The organism is Paenibacillus sp. JDR-2 (assembly GCF_000023585.1).
In the GTDB taxonomy this organism is placed as follows: Bacteria; Bacillota; Bacilli; order Paenibacillales; family Paenibacillaceae; genus Pristimantibacillus.
The window spans coordinates 4,723,990-4,750,176 of record NC_012914.1; the positions used below are offsets into that span (position 1 = coordinate 4,723,990).

Here is a 26,187-nt window from a genome sequence, read left to right on the forward strand (position 1 = left end):
GACTGTCCCCCGGATAAACCAAGCTCTATTAACCTTTCAGAGACCCAACCATCGTCCCTTTGACGAAATACTTCTGCAGGAACGGATAGACGACAAGAATGGGCACAACCGCAAAGATGACGGTTGCCGCTTTGATCGAAGTTTCATACTGAAGATTAGCCGCCCCCGTAACCCGGCCAAAAATTTCGGCGTCCGCACTCGTGACAACAACCTCCCTCAGGAAGAATTGAATCGTCTTCAAGTCCGTATCCGTGACATAGATGATGGCATCAAACCAAGCGTTCCAGTTCGCTACGGCTGCCCATAACCCCAATGTTGCAAGAACCGGCTTAGACAGTGGAAGAACGATGCTCCAAAGTATCCTCATGTCGTTGGCACCGTCGATTTTGGCCGATTCTTCGACTTCAACCGGGATGGTCATAAAGAAGTTGCGCATTATCAGCATCGAGAAGGTTGGAATAAGTCCCGGCAAAATGTATACCCAGAAGTTATTCAGCAGATGCAAATCTTTGATCAATAGATAAGTCGGAATGAGTCCTCCGCTGAAGAACATCGTAAAGACGATGATCATCGTATAAAAGCTGCGGTGAGGCAGATGCTTGCGGGACAGCGGATAGGCAGCCAGCGCCATGGCAATCAGCGTAAGCAACGTGCCAAGGACCGTACGCAGCGTTGTATTGCGCATGCCGATCCAGATTTTCTTTTGCGTTAGCAGCTGCTTCCAGGAGAACAGATCGACATCCCTCGGAAACCAGTGGAATCCGAAACGGCCGGCTTCCTTAGGCGCGCTGAAGGAGACCGATGCAATATGAATGAAAGGATAGATGGCTATTACGCAAAGCAATAAAATAAACAGAAGCAGAAATACTTGAAATACTTTCTCTCCGGCAGTCATTTTCATACCGACATACTCCCTCCTTACAGAACGCCTTCCTGTCCCATCTTTTTCACGATATAATTCGTCCCGAGGACCAGCGTGATCCCGACGATATTTTTGAATAAGCCCACCGCCGTTGTTAATCCCATCTGGAAGTTCACGATCCCCTGACGGTAAACGTAGGTGTCGATAACATCCCCAACCTCGAATACGGCCGGGCTATACAAGTTGTAGATCTGATCAAAGCCCGCATTCAGTATGCCGCCAAGCGAGAGGATAAACATGATCGATATAATCGGAAGCATGGAAGGCAGCGTCACATGCCAGGTCTGCTTCCAGCGGTTCGCCCCATCCATCCGGGCTGCTTCGTACAAGGTCTGGTCAATTCCCGACAGTGCCGCCAGGTAGACGATGGTTCCCCAGCCTACTTCCTTCCAGATGTTCGTGATCACAAGGCTAAAGCGGAAGTATCTGGTGTCCCCGAGAAAGTAGATCGGATCTATTCCGAACCAGCCAAGGATGTAATTGACCGGCCCCGTGGAAGGCGACAGCATCAGGAAAACGATACCGGACAAAACAACCCACGAGAAGAAATGCGGCAAATACGAGATCGATTGCGCGATTTTCTTGAACCAGCTGATCCGCAGTTCGTTAAGCAAGAGCGCAAGAATAATAGGCGCCGGAAATCCGCAAACAATATTCAGCCCGCTGATGATAATCGTGTTTTTTAGAATTCTCGGGAACTCAGGCGACTGGTTAAACAAGTAATCAAAGTAGGCAAATTTATTCCATGGACTGTCCCAGGTTCCGAGCACCGGACTATAATCCTTAAAGGCAATCAGAATGCCGTACATCGGCCCGTAGCAAAAGATGGCGTACCAGACCAGCACCGGCAGCAGCATAAGGAGCAGATATCTGCTTTTTTTGTACTCTTTCCAAGTGCGTTTTATAGCGGATTGCTTTCCAGGGATGTTGACGCTTTCAAAACGAACGGCATGTGCTTTTTCCATCCTCACTTGCTCCTTTCTCTTCGCTTCTCTCTACCACAGGAGCACATGCTTATTGTTCAAGCGAAGCAATGCTTCGATAAAGAAATAATCGCCGTAAATGATCGGGACTTCCGCATGCCGCTCTCCATGATAAGCAGCCGTTCCGCCGTTCACGATCGAATCCTCGTTAACGTTCCAATTGCAGAAGCGTTCATCTGTCGCACGAAGGATGTTAATCGCGGCATTCCGGTATAAATCACGTTCGAGCTCCGGGAGTGCATCCGCCAGCTCCAGAAGACCGCATGCTGCGCATACCCCTGCCGTTGTATCCCACTTCACCGGCTCCTTCGGCGACCGGAAATCTACGAGCGGAACAAACCCTGTTGTGGATACGTTGGCAATAAAATAATGCGCGATCCGCTTCGCCGCATGCAGGTAGCGTTCATCCTTGGTATAGCGGTAGCTTAGGGCAAAACCGTAAAGGGCCCAGGATTGGCCTCTCGACCAAGAGGAACCGCTTGCAAAACCTTGGCCGCCCGGCGCTTCGATTAACTCGCCATTCTCCGGATCCAAAATCGCAATATGATTGCAGGATCCGTCTTCCCGAACCGCCTGCCGGAGCACCGTATCGGCATGGTCCATTGCTATATAAGAGAATCGGGGATCGTTTGTTTCCTTACTTGCCCAATAAAGCAGCGGAATGTTCATCATGCTGTCAATAATGATCCAACCCGTGCAGTCATCATTCCAGGCCCGGATGAATTTGCCGCGCGGGTTGTATCTTCCCGCCAGCAGGTTCGCCGCATGCATCCCGCGGATCTTCGATCTCTCGCTTCCGGTAAACCGGTAGTTTGCGACTGCGGAATGCAGCCACATAAAACCAACATCGTGATGCAAGCCGTTAAATCCGTCAAACGCCGCGTCTAGTCTGCGTTCCACGCCTTCGGCAGCGGCTTTATATTTGTCTTCCTTGGTTGCTTGGTACATGTGCCACAGCATGCCGGGCCAGAACCCGTTCGTCCACCAGAAAATATCGCTCTCGCCCATATCCTCGCGGTATACGCCGCCATCCGGCACATATGGAATCCGCTCGCCGATCCGATCGCATTGGGCGGACATTTTACGCTCGATTTTGTCCCATGCGCTGCTGATCCACTGCTGAACCTCGTCTTTCGCCATGTTCATTCTCCTACTCTCTGTCGTTGACTTGCTAATTAAATTGTAAGCGCGTTAAAAAAACGAAAATATCATAAAATTACAAGATTCCTTGTAATTTTCGCTTCAAACTGCGCAATTGAATGTTCTTCGATCGCTGTTGCTCTGGTATTCCTTGAATAGTTTTTTATAAGGTTGGAATCCCAGAGCAAAGGCGGGCGCTGACGCTTCTTCAGAATCATTCAATTGCTCCGTTTGGCTTTGTGTGCCCATAAAAATGGCTGTACGGTCTTTGCACCGTACAGCCATTAAATACAATAAAAACTTAACTAAAAGTGAGATTGTTGACATGTTCTCCTAGCTCGAGGTTACCGGAGGAGACATCGGCGACCTTACGGTCGTTGATGTAGAGGTTATGGATGGTTACTCCGTCGACGCAGCGAGAATCGTCGAAGCCGCTTATTCGGGAGATGGCATCGTCGCTGCCGTTGTAGTAGATGCCGTCGAACGTGATTTGCTCGATGCGATTGCCCGGAACCGGATTGTAATCCGGGTTCCAGACTACCCGGATATCGATGATTCTGCCGAGTTTGAACGGTTCAATCCGGATATTGCGGTAGGTCACGTTACGCACCGTATTTTTGTCTCCGGCATTAATGGACAAGCAGCCTTGGTAATTATCCTGGGGTTCATGATGCTCCAGGATATCGATATTTTCGAAGATAATATTCTCAATCAACGTGCCGTCGGCTTCATAATCGCCGTGGGTACCAATGTTGGTTGGATGCGCCACGTCTGCCCATAACGTTGAATTCTTCACGTTAATGTTGCGCGTATCGCCGTAGTAACCCCATCGGTGTCCGTAAATGGCAATACAGTCATCGGAATTCCGCATAAAGACATGATTGATCTCAACGTCGCAGCAGGACATCATATCGATACCATCGGACCAGCCTCGTGTGCTGAATGACTCGAAGTCGGAAATGCGAATTTGCTGCGACTGCCCCAAATAAATGCTGTAATGCGGCGGATCTACAACGGTAATGCCGGACACGGAAATATTCCGCGAGTACATGATCCGGACACCGCGGAAAGATGAGAAGCGGCCGAACTCCGCCAAGTACAGAATGCCGTGGCCAGAGATTTGCACATTTTCCACCTTGTCGCAGACAAAAGATCCCGCTACGTAAGCTCCTCCCTCGATGTAAATCCTCTTGCCCGAGGGAACGTTAACGATAACTTGTTCAATATGATGAAGACCCGCCGTGAAATAAAGCGTATGATAGCGGTTGTCCGCCAGCTTCTCTTGCAATACGTCAATCCGATGAATACCGGGATGAATGCAAGCAACGCCGGGATCCGACGAATCGGGACGCAGCTTCTCGAGCTCTTTTGCAAACAAATGAAGGTTATGGAACCGATCGCCGTTTATTTCAACCGACAGCTTCTGGGGCCTCGATAAGCGGAACTGTATGGTACGTTCGTCAATGACTTCGGCATGTATGCCGGTGGAAAGCGGACGGATTACGACATCCTTCACTGGCTCCCTGTTGCAGATAACTTTTACTTCGACTTCACCGCTGTAGTCGAACTTAACCAGAGAAGCCTCCCTGACGTGATGCATATCGACTTTAACGAGCAAGGCCCCAACCTCTGTCCACTCCCCGCCAGGTATACGTACAAATACATCAAAATCTTGATTGACGGGCAATGCTCTAGGAATCGGATAAACGGATATTGCGTTAACGGCTGACTTTGCCAAGCGGAACACTCTCCTAATCTGTTGTTCCATTTATTCTACTTAGCCGGCATTCCGCCTAACAATCGCAATTTTGCTAGATTCCTTGTAAAAAAGCTCTTATGGTTGTTCCTCCTTATCGACGATCACCCATGTTCCATGATCAAGCTTGGCTTTGATCTTAATTGGAATTCGGGAAGCCCCATACATAGCTGCACGGTCTTTTTGACCAACGCCTTCGTACGTGTACTGAACCCATACCGTGCCTTTGGTAAAGGTATGAAAGACATGACCCGTGCTTAGTTGAACTTGGATGTTGTCATCGGGCTTTTGATTCGGGAAATCCACAAACTGCAGAAACTTGGTTTTTACCGTATCCGATACGGAAGACTCGTCTAACGTTATTCCGTTTTTCCCGTCCATATAGATCGAGGTTACGGTATGTTTGACGCTTTGCAGAATCCAGACATAGAAACCAATATAGACTGCAAGAATAATAACAAATATGGCAATAAACCGTGTCTTCCAGCTCTTTAAGCTTATGTTCATGACAAGCCCTCCCTTGCATTAAGGTCCCGTTCCAACGCTCGAGACGATCCAGAACGGTCCAAACTTTTTCAAGTAAAATACGCTCATTCCGCCACCGGTAACTCTGTCTTTAAAATTAGTCACATCGTACAAATGCCCATATTGATGATCATAGAGATGTTTGTCGGTTATTTTAGACGTAAATACACTTCCGAAATGGAAGCTGGTCAGCATATACCTCCGGGTCGTTAACTGCGGGGACAAGAAGCTAATGATCCATAAGACTATTACAACACTAACGGCAAGCTTGACTATCGTTCTTCTCTGCAACTGAATAATCGATCACCTCTAAGTTCGGTAATTCCATTATAAGGGATTAATTCTAGTTGTTAGACGATGGAAGCAGGCGAATAGTTTCGTTTCTAATCAAATTCGACCTAAGTCCAGTAAAAGTAGCGACAAATGTCGGAAGTGGATCGGCACAACTTTGGGTAATCTTGAGAAGCAGATGTTAAACGTCCATATACCTATTGAAAAGGAGAAATTGATTGTGAATGAGTTGCAAAATGCGCTGTCTGAGGTTATTGAATCAGGCTCGCAAGCTAATCCTGCTTTGAGTGCAGTCATCCATAACTATGCGAAGTATCATGCGGTACTCGTTATTTTTGGCGGACTATTGGTCATACTCTTTGCATGGCTTAGCATCAGATTTTGGGCAAATTTCAAACGAAACTCTATGATAAGCAATTCCAAATGGAGTTTCGAGAAAAAGGTATACTTTTCTTTTGGAATAATAAGCTCGTTTATCACTTTATTAATGGCTTTGATCGTTGTGGCAAACGCGACAAATACATTTTATCCGCTGCATGGGTTTTCCTTGTTTATTGATTCATTCGCAATCTCGGATGGAGAATCCTATAAGAATGAATGGCGTCTTGCTTTTATGGAATGGATAAGGTCAGGTAATGAAAATATCCCCGCCATGATTCAGCAGAAAATAAATGCACGTATCGAGTTTCACGCTACAAAGGCAATAGTTTGCGGAGTTTTGTTCATCATCTTTGTTGCACTTGGTTTATTTCTTTGGAACTCCTTAATAAAAAGGACTAAAGCTTTGGGTGCCAAGTGGAGATACATAGAAAAAACGTACTTTTTATCCGGAATAGCCACGGTTGCCCTTTCTCTGTTATTGATGGTGATGGTTGTAGCAAATACGCAAGGAGCAATTGCACCGCTGACCGCCTTTTTAGTTGGTTTGTCCGGATAAGGCTGAAAAGCTTCTCATTGGAAAAAGCACCGGGTAGTATGGACTGGAACTCCATACCACCGGTGCTTTTTAATATGTCCTTACCCATTCAAAGCATCTGCATACAAAAGCAAAGGCTTCATACTCTTGTTCTTTTACCCGGAAGTTAATATTCTCAAGCTGATCCGATGAAATATCCTGAATTTTGATATCCAAACGGAAGGCTCCCTGGAAGCTGCCTATTTTCAGATCTTTAACATCCTCAAACGTAATGATTAATTTGGGCTCATCCTGGCCAAGAGGAAGCGAACTAAGCGTTATGATCAAATTGTCTGTCAACATCCCCGGTTCATGCTCAGAACGAACCAGATTAAAGGATTGTATGTAGCAGAGCTTGTACTGCTTTTGATAAAAACTCTGTATTCGATCAGCCGTAAATTTCATCTTCGGACAGCCTCCTTATTACTAATATATACTCCTCCGCATAAATGAAAAGGACCATCTTCTAAGATGGCCCTCCAGTACTAGTAGGGAACAAAATAAGCGGTTATTCTACAGCTATCGAGCATAATATAGTATTCGCCCTTGTCTCCTGTTTTGGGGGTAACTTTGCCGTGCGCCTGTTAGAAACAACCAATCTGATTAACCAAATAGTTGATTCCGTATATTAAAACAAAATACGATCCGGCCCACAAAGCCGATAACACAAACAATGCGACTCCGATCCACTGCATTAAGCTTAAACGTCTCAATGGCCCTTCACACCTTCCACATAAACCATCTGCCATGGCCGTCCGTTTCGGCAAGCGTAAGCTTCTTCTCTTCACCATTCTTGTAATTGGCTTCCTTCCCGTTGTTAGTTCGGTCTTTTCCAGCTGTCCTTGAGCGGTACAACCCGGTTGAATACCAGTTGATCATCCGTACGTGGTTTCGTGTCGACGGAGAAATACCCATGGCGCAGGAACTGGAATTTTTGCTCGGGACCGGCATGCTTAACATGTACTTCAATAAGGATCTGTTTCTTAACCAAGGAATCGGGATTTATTTTGGATGTCCAATCCTCTCCATCCTTCGGCAGCTCCTCGTCCAGAAGCAATTGATCGTATAGATTAACATCCGCCCGAATGCCATGCGCTGCCGAGACCCAATGAATCGTCCCTTTCACTTTACGCCCGGTAAAACCTGAGCCGCTCTTCGTAAGCGGATCGTACGTGCATCGCAATTCCATGATTTCACCGGAAACAGGATCCTTAACAACCTCTTCGCATCGGATAAAATAAGCTCCCTTCAGCCTTACTTCCCCGCCCGGACGAAGCCGGTGATAGCCTTTTGGCGGCTCCTCCATAAAGTCTTCCCGCTCGATATAAATGGTTCTGGAGAACGGGACCTCCCGTGTGCCCAGCGCTACGTTTTCACCGTTATTTTCGACCAGCAGCATTTCTTCCGCCTCTTCCGGGTAGTTCGTAATGGTGACCTTTAAAGGCTCCAAAACAGCCATAACGCTTGCCGCTTTCTCCTTAAGGTCTTGCCGGACGAAATGATCCAGGAGCGAAATGTCCACGGTGCTTTGATTGCGGATACTCCCAATTTCTTCAATAAAATCATGGATGCTCTCCGGCGTATAACCCCTGCGTCTTAAGCCGCGAAGAGTAGGCAGTCTGGGATCATCCCATCCGTCCACGAAGCCGCCTTCCACCAGCTGTCTTAAAAACCGCTTGCTCGTGACAACACCGGTTAAGCTCAATCGACCAAATTCCCTTTGCCGCGGTGGCTCAGCAATCTCCAGCTCATTCAGAACCCATTCGTACAACGGCCGATGATCCTTGAATTCAATCGAGCAGAGCGAGTAGGTAATCCCTTCAATCGCGTCTTGAATCGGATGGGCAAAATCATACATGGGATAGATGCACCAGTCGCGTTTTGTCCGATAATGCTCGGCGTAAAGGATACGGTAAAGAACCGGATCACGCAGATTGATATTGGGGGATGCCATATTTATTTTCGCGCGTAATACTTTGGAGCCGGCCGGAAATGCTCCGTTTTTCATCTTTGCGAAAAGTTCCAGATTTTCCTCCGCCGAGCGTCCGCGGTAAGGACTGTTTCTTCCCGGCTCCGTTAAAGTTCCGCGGTACTCCGTTAATTCGTCAGGCGTCAGATCGCATACGAATGCTTTGCCTTTCTTAATGAGGGTAATGGCTGCATCGAAGATTTTCTCCGCATAATCGGAGCCGTAATAGATGTGTTCTTTCGGATTTACGCCAAGCCACTTAATATCCTCGATGATCGCGTTAACGTATTCGATATCTTCTTTTAACGGATTGGTATCGTCGAACCGCAGATGAAAGGTACCGCCGAAATTTTGCGCAATCATAGCGTTCGTAAGAATCGCGTAAGCACTCCCGATATGGAGATAACCATTAGGTTCGGGAGGGAATCTCGTGCGCATTTCCCTGCTGAACGGCTTCCGTTCAAGCTCTTCGCTAATAAGTCTAAACATGTGATGCTCCGCTAAATGTTCCTTGGAATTGTCCATTCCCAATCCCTCCTACAAAGTATTGTGAAACAAAAAAAACTCCACCCCCAAGACGTTAAGTCTTGGGGACGAAGTTCCGCGGTGCCACCCCAGTTTGTTAATATGTCGCCATATTAACCTCTTCAAGTACGGCATTGCATGCAATGGTTATACTCTAGCTCTGTAACGGGAGCTCCCGTCATGCCATCACCCGTAAGGATCCGTCATGCTGCTCAGAGGCTTGTTTCGTGGAATGGTTCTCCGCTCCTTCTCAGCTTCCGGAGCTCTCTGTTTGAGAACGTTATTCCCTTACTCTTCTCGTCATCGCATTTCCATAATTGTTTATTATAATACGAATAATTCCCTAATTTGTAAACGGCAAACCGTTTTTTATTCGGCTATACTCCTCCATCGTAATGGAAAGCACCGTGCCATGCTTAAACCGGTAAGGGAAGCTGAAGCTTTCGTCGGAACGGATAAAGCGCCCGCTCTCAAACTCGTCCGCGATAAAAGGAACGTAGCCCTGGCCTTCGCCTGCGACGCCAAAGTAATCCAGCATCAGGCACCATTTTCCGTTGCTAAGCTTATAAGCGGTAGGCGCTTCATAAGCGCTGCTGCCGAGCTTTGCCATCTCTTCGTTAAAAGCCTCGACGGTCGTATATTCCCCCGTCAACGATTCCCCAGCCTGCAGAATCACTCCGTGAGGGTTACCTTCACTCTTCACGAACCGGTAGAACTTGCCGTTATCCTCGTAAATCGCCGAATCAATAACTCCGCTGTCTTCCTTCTGATACATCAGCCGCGGTTTGGTGAAGCTCTCAAAATCCTTGGTACGGGAGTAATAAATCCCTTTTTGTCCAAAGTTATTGGAAGCATGGGAGGAAGACCAGTGAAGAACGTAATTTTCTTCCTGCTGATCGTAGATCACATCCGGAGCCCATAGACAACCGAAGTTCTCATCTCCTAATTCAATCAGCTTTTGCTCCGACCAGTTCAGAAGATCATCCGACTCCCAGAAGGATAGGCATTTGCTTCCCTCACGGGTAATGTTCTCCCAGCTTCCCTGATACTTGCCTTCAAAATGATTTGCGAGGCTCAGATCAGTGGCAATGATATAAAATTTGCCGTAGCTGGTCCGCACGATGGTATGGTCCCGGACTCCCTTATCTCCTTTTTCGCTCCAAAGAACCGGCTGCCCACCGTTCACCTGCTCCCAGTTAAAGCCGTCCTTGCTAAGCGCAAAATAAACCTGCTCGCCGTCAGGCGTCTTCTTTTCCTTAAAATGCACGAATAGATAAGCTTCCATTAGTATCAAGTGCTCCTCCCGATGCCCATGAGACAATCTTCTGATTTTAACTTGATTATAATCACCCGCTCATTCGGCAAACAATAAAGTATCACAGCTAAAAACTGATCTATCGTGCTTTTCGAGATTGATAACTGATTAGCTGGACCATTCCTTGTGTAATACTATATCGATACATAAAACTTAGGACGGGGTGATGGGAATGCATGCAAATTCAAATAACCAGGAAGCCATCGAGAAGATAAGGGAACTGATTAAGGATATCAAAATCGCGATGCTGACAACGGTGTCGGAGGAAGGCCTTGTATCACGCCCGATGAAGACGCAGGATGTCGATTTTGACGGCAGCTTGTGGTTTCTTACGAAGAAGGATACGGACAAATTTCATGAACTGCTTCAGAACAAGCAAGTGAACGTAGCCTATGCGGACAAATCCTTTGTCTCCATTCGCGGCGTAGCGGAGCTTGTCGACAGCACCGACAAAATAAAGGAATTCTGGAATAAAGCCTACGAGGAAATATTGGAGACGACCTATGACGATCCAAGCCTTGTTCTAATCAAGGTAGATGCCGAAGCCGCCGAGTATTGGGATTCCGGAAATAAGTTCAAGATGGTGAAGTTTCTGTTCAATCGGTTGATGGGTAAAAATACGGAAGGAACAGAGCTCAATCAAACCGTGGAAATGAATTAACACGGCCTCATGCACAAACACGCTTCGGGAAACGAAACGGGCTTGCGGCATGAGGCTTTTTTCTTAGCCCGATATGCGAATATAAATCCAACTCGCGAGCCACAAGCCAAGAGGAAGGAGCACGCTTGCAACCGTTACATTGGGAGTCAACGGCTTTTTCCGGATGAATGAAAAGACCGTATCCGACAAGTAAAAAAGAGCCGCCGCTAATAAGCTGACTTGATAAAGAATAAGCCCAAAAACGCAATGAAACACGGCGGAGACCGTCAATTGAACCCAACGTCTTGGAGCAACAAATCGCGCAGTAATCTCACTGAGCAGTGATGTCATCGATCCGTACACGTAAATGACAGGACCGGCGTACATCATATATACGAATAGAACTCCAAAGGCCTCATGCAATCTCGCTCCTATTGAAAGGTTATTGTGGATGTGAAATAAATCCGGCTCCAAAATGGCGAAAATAATCGTAAATAAGAAAGCGGTTATGCCGGCGCTTATGATTTTTCTCATGAATACTTGGCCCAAAGCTGGATGCATCGTTTTTCCCCTTTTCCTGCCGTATAAAGCAGTATGAAATTACCAGCATCATAACTTAGGAGCAAACCGACTGTAAGTTCTAACTTTTGTAGTACCCGGCTCGCCAAAAATATTATCATAAAAATGAAGAACGCTTGTCGATTTGAACATCCCTCGTTCGTTGTCTTCATAGAGGCTGAAGAAAGCAGTCTAAACCAAGCGATGGAAGGATGTTATATTCAAATGGCAAAACTTACGGCTTATATCCTATCGGAAGACGCAAAAGCACAAGCGGCTTTTTATGTTCAGGCACTCGGCGGGGAAATATTATCCGTTGTCACTCACGGTCAGCTTCCAGAATCCAATGAAGAGCTAAAGGACAGGGTTGTTAATCTCAGCATGACTGCGGCAGGCATTACCTTTCTCATGTCGGACTCCGTATTTGAGCCGCTTAGACAAGGGAATGCGATTAATCTGAGTCTGGAATATTCCGATGAAGCTGAAGCGCGTGATGCCTTCGATAAGCTGGCGGAAAACGGTAAAGTGACTTGTCCGCTGGAGCCGGCTTTCTGGGGAGCTTTATTCGGACAACTCGAGGACAAATTCGGCTTGAGATGGATGATTACAACAACGCCTCAAGCTTAATGCACATGAAAAAGGCCATCCCTTGTGCCTTGCGGGATGGCCCCTCCTTTTTACTTCTTATTTCGAAGAGGCAGCCAGATAAGCTTTCACCTTTTGCACGGCTTCCGCTATCGTACCCGCTTCAATCTCGACTCTCTCCTGCAAATACTGCATCATCGAATGCTCGTAACGGGGATCGTAGTAATGCTCCAGCAGCAAGCGGACAGCAAGCTCGAACTGGTCTTCGGTTAAAGCTTGCATGATCTGCGCGGCAATCGGCGTATGCATCCGCTTCTCGATCTGCTTAAACGCGGCAATCAGTTCCTGCTTGTTCTCATACGGATTGTAGTCCTCCACAATATGCCGGACCCGTTCTTCTAGCGGCAGCCGGATAAAGAGCTGCTTCCCGGCTTCTTTCTTCTCAATTAGGAATGGAGGCAGCACGGCTTTGCCGATCCGTTTGCTCTCCCCCTCCATCAGCACGTATGGAGATTCCTGCAGCTTCAGCAGATCCGTCACTAATAAAGCTTCGAACGTCTTCTGATTATTCGCCTTCTGCCCGACCTGACCAAAGATTGAACCTCGATGACCCGCCATGCCTTCCAAATCAAGAACAGGATAACCTTCCTCTTGAAGCTCGCGCAATATCGTCGTTTTTCCTGTTCCCGTATGGCCCTGCAGCACAATCGCCTGCGGCTTGAGCTCGAGATGCTCAAGTGTTTCTACAATCCACTTCCGGTAGGTTCGGAAGCCCCCGGTAAGCCGGTAAGCCCGGATCCCCATCAGCGACAGCACCGTAGCCGTCGTCTTGCTTCGCATGCCGCCGCGCCAGCAGAATACGGCTTTGGAATCTTTGATCTGCTCGAAGGATTTAATGAATGCCGGCAGCTTGGCCGAAAATAACTCAAGTCCCCGGTCCTTGGCCGCCTGGACGCTGACCTTCTTGTAAATCGTGCCTACTTCCGCCCGCTCCGAATCGTCGAAGAGCGGAATATTCAGGCTGCCCGGAATGGTGGAATCGGCGTACTCCGAAGGAGAACGCACGTCGATCATAACGATTTCTTTTTTATCCCGTAATGCCAGCAATTCCTCTATGGTGATGTCTTGAAACAAGTTAACCGCTCCTTATTCGATCAAGCTACAGTACAACAATACGTCCCGGATGGTCGGCAACCGTCTCTCCGATAATGGCCGCTTCCACACCGGATTGCTTCAGCTTGCCTAGCAGTTCCTCTGCTTGGTCGCCTTCCACGGAGATAAGCAATCCTCCGGACGTGACCGCATCGCATAAGATCCATTGACCGATCTGATCCAGCGCGTCCGGGAAGGTAATCGAATCCTGTACATGGGCAAAATTGTTTTTGGTTCCTCCGGGAACAAAACCTTCCTCCGCCAGCTCTCTTACGCGCGGCAGCACCGGCACTTCATTCGCATGGATGCGGATTCCGACGCCGCTGCCTTTTGCCATCTCAAGCGAGTGACCAATCAGGCCAAACCCGGTTACGTCCGTGCACGCATGCACATTATACGGCTCCATTGTTTCAGCCGCAGTCTTGTTCAGCGTAGCCATCACATCCGTCACGCGCTGAACCTCTTCATCCGACAGCTTGTCTTTTTTGATGGAGGTCGTAAGAATGCCTACGCCAATCGGTTTGGTCAGAATAAGCTTATCTCCGGGAACCGAACCCGCATTGGTTCTTACTTTGTTCGGGTGAATGAGGCCTGTAACGGCGAGGCCAAACTTCGGCTCGTTATCGTCTATGGAATGGCCGCCAACGAGGGTAATACCCGCTTCCTTCATCTTATCGCCCGCACCGCGCAAAATATCCGCCAGTACCTGCTTGTCCAGCGTCTTGATCGGGAATGCAACAATGTTCAGCGCGGTCAGCGGCTTGCCGCCCATTGCGTAAATATCGCTGATCGCATTGGCCGCGGCTACCTGTCCGAATGAATACGGATCGTCGACGATAGGAGTAAAGAAATCGACGGTTTGCACCAGCGCAAGATCATCGCTTATTTTGTATACGCCTGCATCATCGCTCGTATCGATGCCGACCAGAAGATTGGGATCCGCCACGGGTACAGGCAGGGAACGGATAACTTGCGACAGGTCTCCGGGACCAATCTTGCAGCCGCAGCCGCCTTTCGTGGAGTAGGAAGTCAGTTTGATTTTTTCAGTATCGGGCATTGGCTCGTATCCTCTCTATATTAAGAAATGTTTTATAAAGCTAACCATACAAAATAATGATAAAGGATTAGGCGGACAAAATCTAATTGTCCGTCCTAAGAAGTCCGTAGTACCTCAAATCCTCGTACGTATCTTCCTTTCGGATATGATTCCGCAGAACTCCTTCGAATTTCATGCCGATCTTCTCCATAACTCTATACGATGCCGGATTCCGGGTCATAGCGGCCGCATACACCCGGTTTAATTCCAATTCGTCAAACGCAAATTGTACCACTCGTGCGGCAGCTTCCGAACAATATCCGTTGCTCCAATAAGGCTTGCCAATCCAATAAGCCAATTCCGCCATATGGTGGGTCTTATTAACGTGCAGCCCAACAACGCCAAGGAAAGCGCCTGTTTCCGTCAATATTACGGCAAAAGAATATCCCTCGCCTCTTGCCGCAGCTTCATGCCTTTTTTGAATAAAAGCGGCTGCTGCTCCTGCCGGGTAGGGATGAGGCATATTAAGCGTTGTGTCCGCTACGTCCTTGTCTCCGGCTAATCGTTCGATGAATTCACCATCTGCCAGTTCAAGCGGCCTTAATGTTAAGCGTGACGATACAAGTGCATGTAACATACAAATCCCTCCAGCTTTAAATTATAGAACGCAAAAAAGCCCCATCCCCATAAGGGACGGAGCTGCTCCGCGTTACCACCCAAATTGACGTAAAAACGTCCTCTTCGCCATCGTCCACCAACGATGCTTCTTTGTAACGGCTGAATCCCGGGCCAGTCTACTTGAAGTTCGATGGCCTGCTCGGAGGTGATTATTCAATCCGGCTCCCTGCTGCCTCGCACCAACCGGCAGTTCACTGATCGGTATTTTCCGGATTTACTTGTCCTCGTCATCGCATTTCGCTATGAATTAGCTACACTATAAAACAGAAGGAATATTCTGTCAATTGCTATTTTCCAGGCCTAATCTCTCATATTGTTCCGGCGGAGCATCGTGAAGAGCCATAATCCGAATCAAATGTTCGATCATCTGTTTTTCAATGACGCTATCCTGAATCGGATGTTTTTGCTCCGGATCATTCTCCAAATCATACAGTAACGTTCCGAAGCGATGGGCCGGAATATACGAGATGGACGGTATTTTTAACGTTCGAACCCCTTTCGTAAACAAGAAAGGATCCGCAAGCTCGATTTCCCTCAATTCCTCTACGCTAAACAACGAAGCCATGTGAGTCGGCATCAATGTATAGTTGAATAACGGTGAGTTATCCGGGCGTACCGGAGCACGCATATAAACATATCCGCCGTCGGTACAATTGACATGCCCGCCATGTATGCCGAACAAAACAGCTTCTCGCTGCTCCTTCTCCGTGACGGAGGGCAAAGGAACTCCAACCATATCTTTTGGCACATCTGCTCCAAAATACTCCAGAAGAGTCGGGGCCAAATCTATCAACTGAGTTAAGCCGCCGCATCGTTCGTTTTTCCTCTTATCACGGGGATCCCATACAAATAACGGTGTCTTGGCAATCTCGTTATAAAAGGGCATGATATTTTTGGCCCACCAGTCATGCTCGCCAAGCAGTAAACCATGATCGGTCGTCACGATCAGCATCGTATCCTGCCATAGATCGCATTCGTCCATGGCATCCATAACCTTTCCGAGGTAGGTATCGCACATGCTGAGCAGCGCCGCATACTCGAATTTGCAATGCTCAACCTCTTCCCTCGTTTCCTGAACGGGCTGGTAACCCGGCCAATCGAAATGCCTTCCCGTATAATCATGCGGATACATGTCTTTGTACTTTTGCGGAGCAAAAAACGGCTCATGCGGATCAAAGGCTTCGATTTGCAGCAGCCATCTGTCCTCCCTCCGATTCGTCCGGATGAACTCGATCCCTCTGGAGAAGGTCTCGGACATCGGATGCTGATGTTCCTCCGTCATGTATTTGCGGTTAATCCAATCCTGGCGGAACAAGTGGCTCCGGTATCCATTGAAATCCCCCACATGCTCGGGAATTTCCGGATCCGCAACTTCCCCTTTCCAAGGATCTCCCTCCTGCCCGCGCACGAAATCCCAGGTTGTATATTGACTATGGTAGGTTGCTCCCCCGGGCTCCCAATAATGATAGTGGTCGCTGACCAAATGCGAATAGACCTTATTGGCACGCAGCAAAGCTGGAAGGGAATCATCAAACGGCTCGAGCGGTCCCCAGCTTCGATGCAAAAAGTTGTATCTGCCCGTCAATAAATCGCGCCTCGCAGGCATGCACGGCATACTCCCCACCCAATGATTATCATAGGTCACGCTTCGCTCGGCCAACCGGCTGAAGTTAGGAGCTTGCGTCCAATCACCGCCGTAAGGGGGAAGCATATGCCGGTTCAGGGAATCGAACATGACAATAATCGCTTTCAATGCCATTACGCCTCCTCTTGAAGGGATTGGTACCACTGCCGGACATCCCTCTCCAGCCTTTGAGCAATTTCCGGATATTGCTTGACAAGATTGATCCGCTCGCTGCTGTCCTGTTCCAGATCGGACAAGTGAACGGCATCGGCTTCCGTACGGCTGAAGTCAAGCTTACCGTTAAGCACAAGCTTCCACTTGCCTTCGCGGACCGCCAATTGGCCCTCGTACTCCCAAAATAGCTGCTTGCGAGGGCTCAAAGCATTTCCGCTTAAAGCATCAAATACGCTATGACCGTCCAGGCTGTATCCTTCCGTCCCAATTCCGGACAGCTCGAGCATCGTCGGAAAAATATCCATCATAGCAAACATTTCGTCCGATATTTGCCCTTGCTGCTCCGCAAGTCCAGCCGGATAGCTAAGAATAGCCGGTTCACGGATGCCGCCTTCGAACAGGCTTGCTTTATGGCCGCGGAAACGTCCGGCACTGCCTCCGTAATACAAATCCTCCGTGCCGTCCAGCCAATTGCGGGATTCCGTGGAAGGACCGTTATCGCTGGAGAAGAAAATAATCGTATCTTCGTAAGCGCCTTTTTGCTTCAACGCCTTCACGATCTCGCCTACTCCGTCGTCAACGGCCGCAATCATCGCGGCCATAATTCTCCGGTCGGGGGGCAGATCCGGAAAACGGTCCAAGTAAGCTTTTGGCGCGTGCATCGGGTAATGCGGCGCATTATAAGCGACGTACATAAAATAAGGCTCATCATCGGGTGCGGCATCGATATAAGACGTTGCTTCTCTCGTAATGGCTTCCGTCATATACTCGCCGTTTTCCCATACCTCCGTCTCGTTCCGCCACAAGTCATGAACAGGATTTACGCCCCCGCCCTGCCCCCAGTAAAAAATATGGGAGTAATAATCAATGCAGCCTGCACGAAACCCGTAAAACTGGTCAAACCCGTGTGCATTTGGTCCGTATTCTGCCGATGCGCCCAAATGCCATTTCCCGAACAATGCCGTGTGATAGCCGTGTTCTTTCAAGGCTGACGCCAGCGTTGTCTGCTCTAGCGAAAGCCCCTTCGTTCCTCTCTTGCCGCCAAGAATAGAGGTAACTCCCGCTTTCGCCGGGTATTTGCCCGTCAACAGCGATGCCCGGGATGGCGAGCAGACCGGCGAATTGGAGTACCAATTCGTGAATCGGATCCCCTCGCTGGCCAACTGGTCGAGATGCGGCGTTTTCATGGCATCGGAGCCATAGCAGCCCAAGTCTCCATACCCCAAATCATCGCAATAAAATACAATTATATTAGGTCGTTTCATAGAATCTGCCTCCATTTATGCATAAAGATGACATCGCACCTGATGTCCGTTTTCCAGTTGCGCGATAGCGGCCGGCTTGGTCCTGCAAATGTCAGTCGCGAACGGGCATCGGTTATGAAAGCTGCAGCAGGCGCCGGAAACATCCTGCACCTGCGCTTCCATCGCTTCGAAGACTTCCGTCTGCTCTCTCCACGGATCGGGAGAAGAATACAGCAGCAGCTTCGTATAGGGATGCTGCGGATTCTGGATAAGCTCCTCGGCTGGTCCGTACTCCATCACTTGCCCGGCATACATAACCGCAATCCGATCAGCCATATATCTGGCACTGCCCAGATTATGGGTGATCATCATCAAAGCCAGGTTCTCCTTCTCCTTCAAATCCAGCAGCAAATTCATAATGTCGATTCCGATGGAAACATCAAGCATCGATGTTGGTTCGTCAGCAATAATGACCTTCGGCGCTAGCCCGAGCACCTTGGCAATCACAACGCGCTGCTTCTGCCCACCCGATAACTGATAGGGGTATTTATCGATATAGTCTTCTTCCGGAGTAAGACCTACCTTTCTCAGCAGCTCCAGCACACGGCTCCGTAAATCTCCTTGCGTTAACCGATGCACCTGCAGCGGACGGCCTATAATATAACCGATTGTATGGTGAGGATTTAAGGCGGCGAAAGGGTCCTGGAAAATCATTTGCACAAAGGTAGGCAGCTTCTTGCGCAGCTGCCTGTTTGTACGCAAGGATTCCCCGTTATACACGATATCGCCGGATGTTGCCGGGATGAGATTGGTAAGCATGCGGGCGACGGTGCTCTTGCCGCTGCCGGATTCCCCAACAATCGCTAGTACTTCCCCGGCTTCTAATGTAAAACTGACGTCCTGAACCGCACGAACCTGTTTCTTGCGGAACATCGAGCGGGAGCTGAATACCTTCTCCAGCTCATTCACATGCAGCAGAGGCTTGCTCACGTGATAACCCCTCCTCGGAATAAAGATGGCAGGCAATCTGTCCCTTCTCATCCTGCATTAACATCGGCTGCTGAGTGTCGCACAACGCGAGCGCCTGCGTGCAGCGGGAACAAAAACGGCAGCCCGCAGGCGGCCGGATCATGTCCGGCGGATTGCCGGGAATGCCGGAGAGCCTTTGCTTGGGACCTGACAACGACGGGAAGGAACTAAGCAAGCCCTGCGTATAAGGATGGCGAGGCTTCCGCAATATTTGTTCTCTTGAAGTCACCTCAACCAGCTTGCCTGCGTACATAATGCCGATTCTATCGCACATTTCCAGCATGAGTGGGAGATCATGCGTAATAAAAAGAATGGAGAAGCCAAACTTTTTTTGAAGCTCCATAATTTTACGGATTATGCCGTTTTGAACAACAACGTCAAGCGCGGTTGTTGGTTCGTCCATAATAACGAGGCTTGGCTTCAGGGCTAGCGCCATGGCAATGACGACCCGCTGCCGCATCCCGCCCGACAACTCATGCGGATAGCTGTCCAGCCGGTCAACCGGCAGATCCACGAGCCGCATTAATTGTTCCGCTCTTTGGCGGGCTTCCTTGCCGGCATGAGGATCATGCGCCAAAATCGCATCCGTCAACTGATCGCATATTTTTAGAACGGGATTCAAATTATTCATCGCGCTTTGAAGAACAATAGATATCTTGGACCACCGCAGCCGGTCGAATTCCTCGTTACTCATCGTCGTTAATTCCGTTCCGTCCAGCAACACGCTTCCCCCCGTAATTTGAGCCGGGTAGCGAAGCAGCCTGCTTACGCCGAAAGCCGTTGTTGATTTGCCGCAGCCGGATTCGCCGGCAAGACCAAAGATCTCCCCTTTTCCAATCGAGAAGCTGACATCGTCCACTGCTCTTACAACCCCGCGCGCTGATGCGTACTCGATGCTTAGATTACGGACCTGGAGTAAATCAGCCAACCTAATTCCTCCTTCTACAAGGCTGCGTTTCCGCGATTCGCCCGATATTTTTCCAAGATGCCGTTGCCGATTAAGATAAATCCGAAGCAGAAGAAAGCGATCGCGAGTCCGGGAGGAAGAATCCACCACCAGGCATGGAATAATACGGCATTATTCGCGTTAGCAAGCGCCAATATCGTACCCCAGCTCACATTGGTCGGGTCGCCTAGTCCGAGAAAGCTTAGTCCCGCTTCCGCCAATACGGCTTGCGTCGTAACAAGCACCAGATTGGCCAGTATGACGGGGGTAATATTAGGCAGAATTTCGCGGAACATAATTTCCGAATCCTTCATCCCAACCATCCGGGCAGCTTCTACGTATCCGCTCTGCCTTTCGCTCATCGTTTGGCTTCGGATGCTTCGCCCCATATAGAGCCAGCTTAACGAACCTATAATCACGATTGTGCTCATTGTCCCCATAGACGGCAGGAAAGAAGCGAGAATAATCATAAGCGCGAGCGTAGGGATAATCAGAAACAGATCCACGATCCGCATCAGCGATTCTTCGATCCAGCCGCCTTTAAATCCGGCAACGATACCAACCGTTACGCCGATTACCGTGGTGATTAAGCCGGCAAGTATTCCGACCCAGAATGAAGTCCGCGTTCCGTAAATCATTTGGCTCAAGACATCCTGTCCGTAGCTGTCCGTGCCAAGCCAATGGCTGAAAGACGGCGGAAGCCAGGAGTCAAAGCCGATAAAGTTCTTTTGATACGGAGCAATCCAGGTACCAAACAACGCGACTCCTGTAAAAAACAATAGAATAATGAGTCCCGTTTTTCCTTTTATGCCGGGAAAAGCGAACCAGCTTGCCTTCATTATTTTTTTCATAGTTGGTTGTCAGCCTCCAATGCCAGTTAATTGAGCGCCACTCGGGGATCAATCAGCGGATAGACTAGATCGGCGATCAGATTGCAGACGATAACCGAAATGGCAATACACAAGAACGCTCCCTGGATCAACGGAAAATCATGATTCAGTATCGCATTGAAGGTAACCAGCCCCACGCCGGGATAAGAGAATACAATCTCCGTCGTGATCGCCCCGCCAATGACATGTCCGAGAGAAGTCATCAATCCGGTAAAGGAAGGAAGGAGCGCATTCCTTGCGCCGTACATATACTTCCTTCTGCTTGCGCGAAGCCCTTTGGCTTTGGCCAGAAGCATGTAATCCTCCGACAGCACGCGCATCAGATTGTTGCGCAAGACGAGGATATGTCCCGCCAGTGTTGCGATAATTAAGGTAAATACAGGCAAGAAGGCATGATAAATGACGGACTTTGCTTTTTCCAGCCAGGAGAAACTGTCGTAAGCCGGATCTACCGCCTGCCCTAGCGGGAACCACCCCAAATAGAAAGAGAAGATCATAATAAAAATGATGGCGATCCAAAAGAAAGGAACCGAATTGAGGAAAAAAGAAGAAAACAACGTAGTGTTATCGAATAGCGAACCGGGTTTCCATGCGCCCCGAATACCAATCAGCCATCCGATTAAATAGCTGAGCAGCGTTGCTATAAGTACCGTTCCGAGTGTCCAAGGCAATGCCTTCAGCATGACATCCGCTACGGGCGACGGAAAGTTGGCGTACGATACGCCAAGATTTCCGTGCAGCAGCTGCTTCATGTACTTTACGTATTGGTACCAGAGGCTGGGGTTATCCAGCCCGAATTGTACTTTAAGCGCGTTGGCTACTTCCTGGGATCCCAGAGCCTTCTCCGACGCAAGAGCGCTCGCCGGATCGCCTTTCATTAGCCTGGGGAGCAAGAAATTCAAGGTTGCCGCCACGTATAACGTGAGGAGGGCAATTCCGATTCTTTTGATAAGGTAGACCGAGTTGTATCGCATTGAACATGTCTCCTCTCCGGATTACTTCTTCTTGATTTGCATCAGCGAGAGAGCGGATGTAACCGGCAAATCTTCATTGTAATCCGTGAATTGATCGATACGGTACGGAATATGTCCGCCAACGTTATACATAACGGCTACCGGTGCTTGTTCGGAAATCCGGCTTTGAATCTTCCCGTAGAGCTCTTTTCGTTTGCCGGCATCGGCGGAAGAAGCTTCATCCAGCCATTGATCGACCTCCGAATCCCGGAAGCGCATATAGTTGAGACCCGGCGTATTCTCGCCCGTTGGCGCCGTCATTTTGCTATGGAAAATCTCCAGCTGAGCTTGAGGATCCGGCGGTGTTTGAATCCCGTTCTGCAGCAGTTCATAGTCCCCCGACATCAACAGCTTCGTCAGCTCCGGCCATGTCACCAGCTTAACGGTTGTTTCCACGCCGATGCTCTTCAGCCACTCCGTAATCATGGCTCCTTCTTTATTTTGCGCCGGAGCGTTGGCAGCCATATGGTAGGTGAACGAAAGCGGCTTGCCGTCCTTCTGGTAGATGCCTTTGGAATTTTTCTTATAGCCCGCGGATTCCAGCAGCTTAGTTGCCTCATTGACGTTGTAAGCATAAGTCGGGTTATCAATCAGCCCGGAATCGGCCATGTCGCTGAACACGGAGGACAAGAAACCAGGATTCGCGGGAAATACGCCGTTGGATTCGCCTTTTTCGATCAGAGACTTGCGATCGATTGCGATTTGGATCGCCCGCCGTACTGCCGTGTCGTTAAGCCCTGGCTTTTCGTTATTCATAATGACGGAGAACGTATTTAACCCGGGATACACTTGCAATTTATTCACCGGGTTTTCAAGCAATTTCGGCACGCTTGGCATGGCGACGGTTCCGGTCGAGCCTTGCACGTCGCCTTTTTCCAACGCAAGCGTTAGCGTAGAAGAGTTATTAAACCGGTCCACGTATAATTGATCGATGTTAGGAGAACCAAGGAAATACTCCGCGTTCTTGTCCAGAACTATAGCGCTTTCATTTATGCTTTTAAATTGGAACGGTCCCGTGCCAATCGGCTGTTTGTTCAGGAATTGAGACGGATCTTCTTTTTCGTATTGATGCTTCGGCACGATATAGACGGTTGATAAATAGAAAGGCAAGGATGGGAAGGTATTGCTTAATTTGAACACAACCGTATCGCTGCCTTGCGCGGTCACTTCCTGCAGTCTGCCGTCCCCCCATAATTGATAACGGTCCAACACTTTGTAGTCTTTTAAAGTATTAAAGGAATAGAGCACATCGTCGATGGAAAAAGCAGTTCCATCCTGCCATTTGGCCTTCATATTCAGCTTGACGGTATACGTTTTGTTATCCGCGGACCAAGTTCCTTCACCTTCGGCCAATCGCGGAACCAGCTCGCCTTTTACAGGATTGAAATAGTATAGAGGATCAAATACATAATCGAAGAATGGCGTCCAGTTGCCTGTGGCAAGAAACGGGTTAAAGTTGGTCACCTGCTCCGGATTTACCGTTTCCCCGAGATGGTATACGACAGACTCTCCTTTAGTAGCAGGTTTCGTGGAACTTGCCGTATCCGCCTGTCCTTCCGTACCAGTCTGTGATTGAGACGCAGAGTTGCTGCAACCGCTGAGTACGCTTACGAGTACAACCAACGCGCTGAATAAGATCACGGACGTTTTTCTAGTACCCCACTTCATTTGTATCTTCCTCCTCAAGAAAAGATGGTGTCGTAGACTTGTGAAATCTACAACACCGATCATAAAGACAAGAAGCATTTTCCGTATATAGACCATTTCCGAACTATGTAACCGGGGACTCCGAGTGCCTCCGCTAAAGGGTATGGACCTTTTCTGATATCGTTCACATGCCGCGTAGAATCAGTATATTTCATCTTGATTGAGCTTTTTTGGAGCGTGGATATCCCTGTATTCACCAGGGGTCATGCCTTCGTATTTTTTGAAAATGCGGTTAAAGCTTCGCTGATTGGCATACCCGACCGATGCGCCGATATCCTTGACGGTGAGCTCGCTTGTCTTCAGAAGCTCCTTGGTTTTCTCCAATCGCAGCGAAATGACGTAATCCATAAACGTCACGCTGATCTCCTGCTTGAACAAACGGCTGGCATAAGAGGGATCCAGCTGCAATTGGTCGGCTATGCCGCCGAGCGAAATTTCCTTATCGAAGTTATTTTGTATGTACGCCAAAATTTGCTTGGCTACAGACTCCGGCCCGCTCCTCTTCTCCGCGCAAAAGCGACGGTTGGTCTCTCGGATATAATCCTGTACAGCCAATGCAACATCGTCTACGGTCTCCATGCGAAGCAGCGTTTCCTGCAGCATGGCCAGCTCGTTGTCGTTATGCAAGGGTAGGCCAAGATCAACGGAACGGTGATATACTTCAATCATTAACTGAAAATAAGCATGCTGGATAAGCGGAAACGGCAATCCCTCCGCGCCTTCAGCCACCTCTTCCAGCTTTCGAAGCTCCTCTTCAAATTTCTCGGAGGGCTCTTCGCGGATTAACAAAAGAATTTCGCGCTTTAATTCCGCGAGTTTGCGGATTAGCAGCTGGTCGCCGGGCTTCTTTTCCGATGCGAGCCAGCTTGGCGCAATGCTTCCATATCCTTTGAACGCCCGGCTTTCCAGCCCTTCGAACGCTTCGCGATAGGATTCGCTTATATCGCCTGCATCCGGTTTGAGCTGGCCTATTCCAATACTTACGGTCAAGTTCAAATATTCATTGACTGCTGCCTGAATTCGCCCGGCCAATTCAGGCGTCTCCCGGAAGAAATCTTCCTGAACCATACTTCTCTCCGGGTTGCAAATCAGAATAATATCTCTGCTCTCGGTGTGCAAAGGGTAACTGAGGCACAGCTGCCCGGTTAGCTCGCCGGCAAGCTTTGCGATAAAATAACGAATCAGGCTTTGGTCAAAACTCCCGTATGCATTTATATAACCATGATAATTATCGATGCGGATAACCATGACAAAGAAACCTTCGCGCGAGACTGGCAGCTGATAATACTCAAACTTCGCAAACCGCTCCTCATGGAGGTTTGTCCGTTCATGAATTAATTGTTGAAGAAAGCTCTGCTGCAATACCGGCCAGTTTTCCTTCAGCTGGCTCTCCATTTCGGCCCCCTGTTCCTTCATGGTTATAAAGGCGGAGAACAGCATCGCCATCTCGCTTTGCTCATGAAGAGGAACGGCAGACCTCCAGTCCTTCTTGTTATTTACCATTTGCACTAAGGAGTGAATAGGACTATAGATTCTGAGGGTTAAATAAAATGCCGCAAGCACGGCGGCCAAGATACTGAATGCCATCAGAATCAGCATAAAATTCTGAATTTCTTTACTGCTTTTGTATAAAGAGCTTGTTGGTATAAGGTCGACATATTTCCAACCCGTATAGGGAGACGACACGGCCGTAAACGAAAACTCGCTGCCGCGGAAATGGGTTGTAAATGCCGATATATCGCTGCCCAGCTTGTTTTGAATAATCGCAAACTCATCGCTTGGTACCTGTCCCCCCGTATTGCTGTTGAAAGCAAGCGTAGAATCCGGACTGACCATCCAAATTTCCTCCCCTTGCCGCATCAGCCGAAACGACGGAATTTGAAACAGCGCTTGTTGGTTCATATTGACCACAATGGCACCGCGTACGGGAGAGCTGGCCCAAGGCGTGGTACGGATTAAGGTTACCTGCGTCTCCGATAAGTTCTTATTCTCATCCGGATAATTCCGGACAAACCATTTCCCTTCCGTCCGGCTCATTCCGCGATAAAAGGGGAGCCAATTCAAATCTTCCGTTTCTCCCGATTTTACCGGACCGATTAAGGCAGACTGTACTTTATCGCTAGCCGCATAATACACATAAATCGATTCAATATAGGGTGAAGTGATGTAAGAATCGAGAAGGTAGCTTTTGATCTCGTCCACATCAGCTTCGGAAGGACCGTCTTCTCCCGCTTCCATCGCTTCCGAAAAAGCGCGGTTCTGCGCGAGCCTGATTGTAATTTGATCGACATCATTGAGGATCGTATCCATTAGCCTTCGCGTCTGCTCCAGCATCTGAAAGCTGGACTGCTTAACCTCGTTCTTAACTACGTCCTGGCTGTGGCGGTTTGCGAAAAATCCTACGACAACTACCGTAAACACGACGAGCAAGACGAGCAGGAACAATATCCGAAAAAACAAGCTTCGAAATTTGAAGCTCGAAAACGCAACCTTAATAAGACTAATCATTCCTCCCCCTCCTATATACGCC

Annotated in this window: 23 protein-coding genes and 2 other annotated features; of the genes, 3 read left to right on the forward strand and 20 right to left on the reverse strand. The window is 48.7% G+C overall.

Going from position 1 to position 26,187, the window contains the following annotated elements; all coding sequences use genetic code 11:
- Positions 1 to 28: 28 nt before the first annotated feature.
- From PJDR2_RS20825 to PJDR2_RS20845, 5 genes are all read right to left on the reverse strand, one after another.
- Positions 29 to 901 (reverse strand): carbohydrate ABC transporter permease, encoded by an 873-nt coding sequence (locus PJDR2_RS20825; protein ID WP_015845700.1) that lies wholly within the window; start codon positions 899 to 901, stop codon positions 29 to 31.
- Positions 902 to 918: 17 nt separating this feature from the next.
- Positions 919 to 1,887: an ABC transporter permease gene (locus PJDR2_RS20830; protein WP_015845701.1), complete on the reverse strand. Its 969-nt coding sequence runs from the start codon at positions 1,885 to 1,887 to the stop codon at positions 919 to 921.
- A 30-nt stretch (positions 1,888 to 1,917) separates the two neighbouring features.
- A complete protein-coding gene (locus PJDR2_RS20835; RefSeq protein WP_015845702.1) occupies positions 1,918 to 3,045 on the reverse strand; it encodes a glycoside hydrolase family 88 protein in 1,128 nt (375 codons plus the stop codon).
- Positions 3,046 to 3,346: 301 nt separating this feature from the next.
- Positions 3,347 to 4,783, reverse strand: coding sequence for a glycosyl hydrolase family 28 protein (locus tag PJDR2_RS20840; RefSeq protein ID WP_015845704.1), 1,437 nt, complete (start codon positions 4,781 to 4,783; stop codon positions 3,347 to 3,349).
- Between the two features lie 96 nt (positions 4,784 to 4,879).
- Entirely contained in the window at positions 4,880 to 5,308 is a 429-nt protein-coding gene (locus PJDR2_RS20845; protein ID WP_015845705.1) for a hypothetical protein, read from the reverse strand.
- Between the two features lie 529 nt (positions 5,309 to 5,837).
- Between PJDR2_RS20845 and PJDR2_RS20855 the strand changes: the two genes are divergently transcribed.
- Entirely contained in the window at positions 5,838 to 6,554 is a 717-nt protein-coding gene (locus PJDR2_RS20855; protein WP_150106537.1) for a hypothetical protein, read from the forward strand.
- 69 nt (positions 6,555 to 6,623) lie between these two features.
- Here PJDR2_RS20855 and PJDR2_RS20860 read toward each other — a convergent pair whose 3' ends face one another.
- The 3 genes from PJDR2_RS20860 to PJDR2_RS20870 form a co-directional block, all read right to left on the reverse strand.
- Positions 6,624 to 6,977, reverse strand: coding sequence for a hypothetical protein (locus PJDR2_RS20860; protein WP_015845708.1), 354 nt, complete (start codon positions 6,975 to 6,977; stop codon positions 6,624 to 6,626).
- Between the two features lie 412 nt (positions 6,978 to 7,389).
- The gene (locus PJDR2_RS20865) at positions 7,390 to 9,066 is read right to left on the reverse strand and encodes a glutamine--tRNA ligase/YqeY domain fusion protein (RefSeq protein WP_015845709.1); all 1,677 of its coding nucleotides are present in this window, start codon (positions 9,064 to 9,066) and stop codon (positions 7,390 to 7,392) included.
- A 61-nt stretch (positions 9,067 to 9,127) separates the two neighbouring features.
- Positions 9,128 to 9,379: a binding site (T-box leader), on the reverse strand.
- 30 nt (positions 9,380 to 9,409) lie between these two features.
- Entirely contained in the window at positions 9,410 to 10,351 is a 942-nt protein-coding gene (locus PJDR2_RS20870) for a glycoside hydrolase family 43 protein (RefSeq protein ID WP_015845710.1), read from the reverse strand.
- A gap of 196 nt (positions 10,352 to 10,547) precedes the next feature.
- On the opposite strand from PJDR2_RS20870, the gene PJDR2_RS20875 reads away from it, so the two are divergent.
- Positions 10,548 to 11,042 (forward strand): pyridoxamine 5'-phosphate oxidase family protein, encoded by a 495-nt coding sequence (locus PJDR2_RS20875; RefSeq protein ID WP_015845711.1) that lies wholly within the window; start codon positions 10,548 to 10,550, stop codon positions 11,040 to 11,042.
- Between the two features lie 63 nt (positions 11,043 to 11,105).
- Here the strand turns inward: PJDR2_RS20875 and PJDR2_RS20880 are convergent, their stop codons facing one another.
- Complete coding sequence (locus PJDR2_RS20880) at positions 11,106 to 11,582, reverse strand: hypothetical protein (RefSeq protein ID WP_015845712.1); 477 nt, start codon at positions 11,580 to 11,582, stop codon at positions 11,106 to 11,108.
- A 222-nt stretch (positions 11,583 to 11,804) separates the two neighbouring features.
- On the opposite strand from PJDR2_RS20880, the gene PJDR2_RS20885 reads away from it, so the two are divergent.
- The gene (locus PJDR2_RS20885; RefSeq protein ID WP_015845713.1) at positions 11,805 to 12,206 is read left to right on the forward strand and encodes a VOC family protein; all 402 of its coding nucleotides are present in this window, start codon (positions 11,805 to 11,807) and stop codon (positions 12,204 to 12,206) included.
- Between the two features lie 57 nt (positions 12,207 to 12,263).
- On the opposite strand, the gene mnmH is transcribed toward PJDR2_RS20885, so the two are convergent.
- The 11 genes from mnmH to PJDR2_RS20940 form a co-directional block, all read right to left on the reverse strand.
- Positions 12,264 to 13,298, reverse strand: coding sequence for a tRNA 2-selenouridine(34) synthase MnmH (mnmH, locus tag PJDR2_RS20890; protein WP_015845714.1), 1,035 nt, complete (start codon positions 13,296 to 13,298; stop codon positions 12,264 to 12,266).
- Between the two features lie 25 nt (positions 13,299 to 13,323).
- A complete protein-coding gene (selD, locus tag PJDR2_RS20895) occupies positions 13,324 to 14,373 on the reverse strand; it encodes a selenide, water dikinase SelD (RefSeq protein ID WP_015845715.1) in 1,050 nt (349 codons plus the stop codon).
- A gap of 82 nt (positions 14,374 to 14,455) precedes the next feature.
- Positions 14,456 to 14,989 (reverse strand): GNAT family N-acetyltransferase, encoded by a 534-nt coding sequence (locus PJDR2_RS20900; protein ID WP_015845716.1) that lies wholly within the window; start codon positions 14,987 to 14,989, stop codon positions 14,456 to 14,458.
- Positions 14,990 to 15,038: 49 nt separating this feature from the next.
- Positions 15,039 to 15,270 (reverse strand) — a binding site (T-box leader).
- 40 nt (positions 15,271 to 15,310) lie between these two features.
- A complete protein-coding gene (locus PJDR2_RS20905; RefSeq protein ID WP_015845717.1) occupies positions 15,311 to 16,789 on the reverse strand; it encodes a sulfatase in 1,479 nt (492 codons plus the stop codon).
- Positions 16,789 to 18,093 carry a sulfatase gene (locus PJDR2_RS20910; protein WP_015845718.1) on the reverse strand — a complete coding sequence of 435 codons (1,305 nt, stop codon included), beginning with the start codon at positions 18,091 to 18,093 and terminating at the stop codon, positions 16,789 to 16,791. The genes PJDR2_RS20905 and PJDR2_RS20910 overlap by 1 nt, the downstream gene beginning before the upstream one ends.
- 15 nt (positions 18,094 to 18,108) lie before the next feature.
- Positions 18,109 to 19,062: an ABC transporter ATP-binding protein gene (locus PJDR2_RS20915; protein WP_015845719.1), complete on the reverse strand. Its 954-nt coding sequence runs from the start codon at positions 19,060 to 19,062 to the stop codon at positions 18,109 to 18,111.
- Positions 19,034 to 20,029: an ABC transporter ATP-binding protein gene (locus PJDR2_RS20920; protein ID WP_015845720.1), complete on the reverse strand. Its 996-nt coding sequence runs from the start codon at positions 20,027 to 20,029 to the stop codon at positions 19,034 to 19,036. The genes PJDR2_RS20915 and PJDR2_RS20920 overlap by 29 nt, the downstream gene beginning before the upstream one ends.
- Before the next feature lie 14 nt (positions 20,030 to 20,043).
- Positions 20,044 to 20,898, reverse strand: coding sequence for an ABC transporter permease (locus PJDR2_RS20925; RefSeq protein ID WP_015845721.1), 855 nt, complete (start codon positions 20,896 to 20,898; stop codon positions 20,044 to 20,046).
- 26 nt (positions 20,899 to 20,924) lie between these two features.
- Positions 20,925 to 21,911, reverse strand: a complete 987-nt coding sequence (locus PJDR2_RS20930; RefSeq protein WP_015845722.1) for an ABC transporter permease — start codon at positions 21,909 to 21,911, stop codon at positions 20,925 to 20,927.
- A gap of 21 nt (positions 21,912 to 21,932) precedes the next feature.
- Positions 21,933 to 23,618 (reverse strand): ABC transporter substrate-binding protein, encoded by a 1,686-nt coding sequence (locus PJDR2_RS20935; protein WP_015845723.1) that lies wholly within the window; start codon positions 23,616 to 23,618, stop codon positions 21,933 to 21,935.
- A 180-nt stretch (positions 23,619 to 23,798) separates the two neighbouring features.
- Complete coding sequence (locus tag PJDR2_RS20940) at positions 23,799 to 26,165, reverse strand: helix-turn-helix domain-containing protein (protein WP_015845724.1); 2,367 nt, start codon at positions 26,163 to 26,165, stop codon at positions 23,799 to 23,801.
- Between the last annotated feature and the right edge of the window lie 22 nt (positions 26,166 to 26,187).

Bases quoted from the DNA above. Each gene is read 5' to 3' on its own strand.
- PJDR2_RS20870 (WP_015845710.1), bottom strand. From the start codon at position 10,351: ATGGAAGCTTATCTATTCGTGCATTTTAAGGAAAAGAAGACGCCTGAC.
- PJDR2_RS20830 (WP_015845701.1), bottom strand. From the start codon at position 1,887: ATGGAAAAAGCACATGCCGTTCGTTTTGAAAGCGTCAACATCCCTGGA.
- PJDR2_RS20865 (WP_015845709.1), bottom strand. From the start codon at position 9,066: ATGGACAATTCCAAGGAACATTTAGCGGAGCATCACATGTTTAGACTT.
- PJDR2_RS20875 (WP_015845711.1), top strand. From the start codon at position 10,548: ATGGGAATGCATGCAAATTCAAATAACCAGGAAGCCATCGAGAAGATA.
- PJDR2_RS20835 (WP_015845702.1), bottom strand. From the start codon at position 3,045: ATGGCGAAAGACGAGGTTCAGCAGTGGATCAGCAGCGCATGGGACAAA.
- PJDR2_RS20880 (WP_015845712.1), bottom strand. From the start codon at position 11,582: ATGCATCCAGCTTTGGGCCAAGTATTCATGAGAAAAATCATAAGCGCC.
- PJDR2_RS20925 (WP_015845721.1), bottom strand. From the start codon at position 20,898: ATGAAAAAAATAATGAAGGCAAGCTGGTTCGCTTTTCCCGGCATAAAA.
- PJDR2_RS20885 (WP_015845713.1), top strand. From the start codon at position 11,805: ATGGCAAAACTTACGGCTTATATCCTATCGGAAGACGCAAAAGCACAA.
- PJDR2_RS20860 (WP_015845708.1), bottom strand. From the start codon at position 6,977: ATGAAATTTACGGCTGATCGAATACAGAGTTTTTATCAAAAGCAGTAC.
- PJDR2_RS20825 (WP_015845700.1), bottom strand. From the start codon at position 901: ATGAAAATGACTGCCGGAGAGAAAGTATTTCAAGTATTTCTGCTTCTG.
- PJDR2_RS20905 (WP_015845717.1), bottom strand. From the start codon at position 16,789: ATGGCATTGAAAGCGATTATTGTCATGTTCGATTCCCTGAACCGGCAT.
- PJDR2_RS20910 (WP_015845718.1), bottom strand. From the start codon at position 18,093: ATGAAACGACCTAATATAATTGTATTTTATTGCGATGATTTGGGGTAT.
- PJDR2_RS20935 (WP_015845723.1), bottom strand. From the start codon at position 23,618: ATGAAGTGGGGTACTAGAAAAACGTCCGTGATCTTATTCAGCGCGTTG.
- selD (WP_015845715.1), bottom strand. From the start codon at position 14,373: ATGCCCGATACTGAAAAAATCAAACTGACTTCCTACTCCACGAAAGGC.
- PJDR2_RS20940 (WP_015845724.1), bottom strand. From the start codon at position 26,165: ATGATTAGTCTTATTAAGGTTGCGTTTTCGAGCTTCAAATTTCGAAGC.
- PJDR2_RS20900 (WP_015845716.1), bottom strand. From the start codon at position 14,989: ATGTTACATGCACTTGTATCGTCACGCTTAACATTAAGGCCGCTTGAA.
- PJDR2_RS20930 (WP_015845722.1), bottom strand. From the start codon at position 21,911: ATGCGATACAACTCGGTCTACCTTATCAAAAGAATCGGAATTGCCCTC.
- PJDR2_RS20845 (WP_015845705.1), bottom strand. From the start codon at position 5,308: ATGAACATAAGCTTAAAGAGCTGGAAGACACGGTTTATTGCCATATTT.